Here is a 2,408-nt window from a genome sequence, read left to right as displayed (position 1 = left end):
GCGGTTACCGCCGCGAACCAAACGAGCGGACGACCACGCGGCCCCCTGGTCTCGATCTCGGTCCCAGTTTCGTGTCTCGGCGAGGGAGCGACTCGAGTCCACACCGGATTCGGCGGCCCCGACAGCTTCGGCGGGGTCGAACGCCTCCCGAACGACGTTCAGTTCTCCCCGACAACAGCAAACCCGGCTGGAACGGACACGCGTAAGTGCGGTGGCTCCTAACGGCGCAATATGTCCGAACCGATCGACGGTGAGACCGATCTCGAGGAGCTGCGACGCGGGACCGACCTCGTCAAGCGAGGGTTCGCCCGGATGCAGAAAGGCGGCGTCATCATGGACGTCGTCAACCCCGAACAGGCCCGCATCGCCGAGGAGGCCGGTGCGGTGGCCGTGATGGCCCTCGAGGCAGTGCCGGCCGACATCCGCAAGCGCGGCGGCGTCGCGCGGATGGCCGACCCGGCGGACGTCGAGGAGATCGTCGATGCCGTCTCCATCCCCGTAATGGGCAAGGCCCGCATCGGCCACACGAAGGAGGCCCAGGTTCTCGAGGCCGTCGGCGTCGACATGATCGACGAGTCCGAAGTGCTGACCCCTGCCGACGATGCCTACCACATCGACAAGCGCGACTTCACCGCGCCGTTCGTCTGTGGTGCCCGCAACCTCGGCGAGGCACTGCGCCGGATCGACGAAGGCGCGGCGATGATCCGCACCAAAGGCGAAGCCGGGACCGGCGACGTCAACCAGGCTGTCCACCACCAGCGCAACATCAAGAGCGCCATCCGCAAGATCGAGGGCATGACCCACGAGGAACGTGAGGCCTACGCCCGAGAGATCGAAGCCCCCGCGGAGCTGGTCCACGAGACCGCCGAAATGGGACGCCTACCGGTCGTCAACTTCGCCGCCGGCGGCATCGCGACGCCGGCCGACGCTGCCCTGATGATGCACCACGAATGTGACGGGATCTTCGTCGGCAGCGGCATCTTCGGCGCGGAGAACCCGCCCGTGATGGGCGAAGCGATCGTCGAGGCCGTCAACAACTGGGACGACCCCGAGGCGCTGGCCGAGATCGCGAAGAACCTCGGCAAAGGGATGAAAGGCGACGCGAACGTCGACCTGCCCGAAGAGGAGCAGATGCAGGACCGGGGCGTCTAGGGCGGACGACGCAGGGCTGATTTTGGTTTTCGCTCGCGTCCAGCGAGTTCGAGCGAACGAAAAACAAAAACGCGGCGATTATACAGCGTCCCGCTTTCCCTGCCATCCGTCTAAAAGACGGTATGGCCGACCATCCACACGGCGGCGGCAGAGACGCCGAGCCGGAAGCAGGAACGGGACCACACGGCCCCGGACGGCGGTACGACCGCACCCCGCTCGTGGTCACCTGGGAACTCACGCAGGCCTGTGAACTTGCCTGCGACCACTGCCGGGCCGACGCGACGCCGGACCGTGACCCGAACGAACTCGACACCGAGGAAGGGATCGCGCTGTTCGAAGAGATCGCCGACTTCGGTGACCGAACCCCGATGGTCGTCCTCTCGGGGGGAGACCCCCTCGAGCGCCCCGACCTGTACGATCTCATCGCGGGCGCACGGGATGTCGGCATCACGCCGGCGGTCACGCCCGCGACTACCCCGAGCCTCGAGGACGAGACGCTCGAGCGACTGGCCGACGCTGGCGTAAGTCGAATCGCGGTGAGTCTCGACGGGGCCACCGCGGAGAGCCACGACGCTTTCCGCGGCGAGTCAGGAACCTTCGAGACGGCGATTCGGGCGGCAAAACGGGCACGCGAATTCGGGCTTTCGGTGCAGGTCAATACGACCGTCACGGCCGATACGGTCACCGAACTGCCCGCGATCGCCGACCTCGTGGAGGAGCTCGGCGCGGTGATGTGGGAGGTGTTCTTCCTCGTGCCCGTCGGCCGCGGCGTCGAACTGGCCCAGCTCGAGCCCGACCGTGCGGGCGCAGTCGCGGGCTGGCTTTACCGACAGAACGAGCAGCGGCCGTACCGAGTTATCACCGTCGAAGCCCCGTTCTACCGGCGGGTCGCGAACGAACTGCGCGGGGAAGACGCCGCCGTCGGGACGACGGGTGCCGGGAATGGGTTCGTCTTCGTCAGTGCGACGGGAGAGGTCTACCCGTCCGGCTTCATGCCGCTGTCGGCGGGGAACGTCCGCGAGGAGTCGCTGGTCTCGATCTACCGGGAGTCGGACCTGATGCGTCGGTTACGGGACCGACCGTCGTTTACCGGCCCCTGCAGCGAGTGTCCCGCCCTCGAGACCTGTGGGGGCTCCCGCTCGCGAGCCTACGCCGCGACCGGCGATCCCACCGCCAGCGATCCACTCTGCCCGTGGGTGGCAACGGATCACGGCTACGAACTCGAGCCCGCCGGCGGGCTCGAGGCTCTCGAACCG

At 67.5% G+C, this 2,408-nt stretch carries 2 protein-coding genes; both read left to right on the top strand.

The window, feature by feature from the left end:
- Positions 1 to 231: 231 nt before the first annotated feature.
- Positions 232 to 1,152: a pyridoxal 5'-phosphate synthase lyase subunit PdxS gene (gene pdxS / locus C446_RS13335; RefSeq protein WP_006673647.1), complete on the top strand. Its 921-nt coding sequence runs from the start codon at positions 232 to 234 to the stop codon at positions 1,150 to 1,152.
- 122 nt (positions 1,153 to 1,274) lie between these two features.
- The coding region (locus C446_RS13330; protein ID WP_006673646.1) for a radical SAM protein at positions 1,275 to 2,408 on the top strand (1,134 nt) is incomplete at its 3' end.

Source organism: Halobiforma nitratireducens JCM 10879, assembly GCF_000337895.1.
GTDB classification, from domain to species: domain Archaea; phylum Halobacteriota; class Halobacteria; order Halobacteriales; family Natrialbaceae; genus Natronobacterium; species Natronobacterium nitratireducens.
Note: the sequence above shows the minus strand (reverse complement) of the source record. Positions and strands in the feature narration are given on the sequence as shown.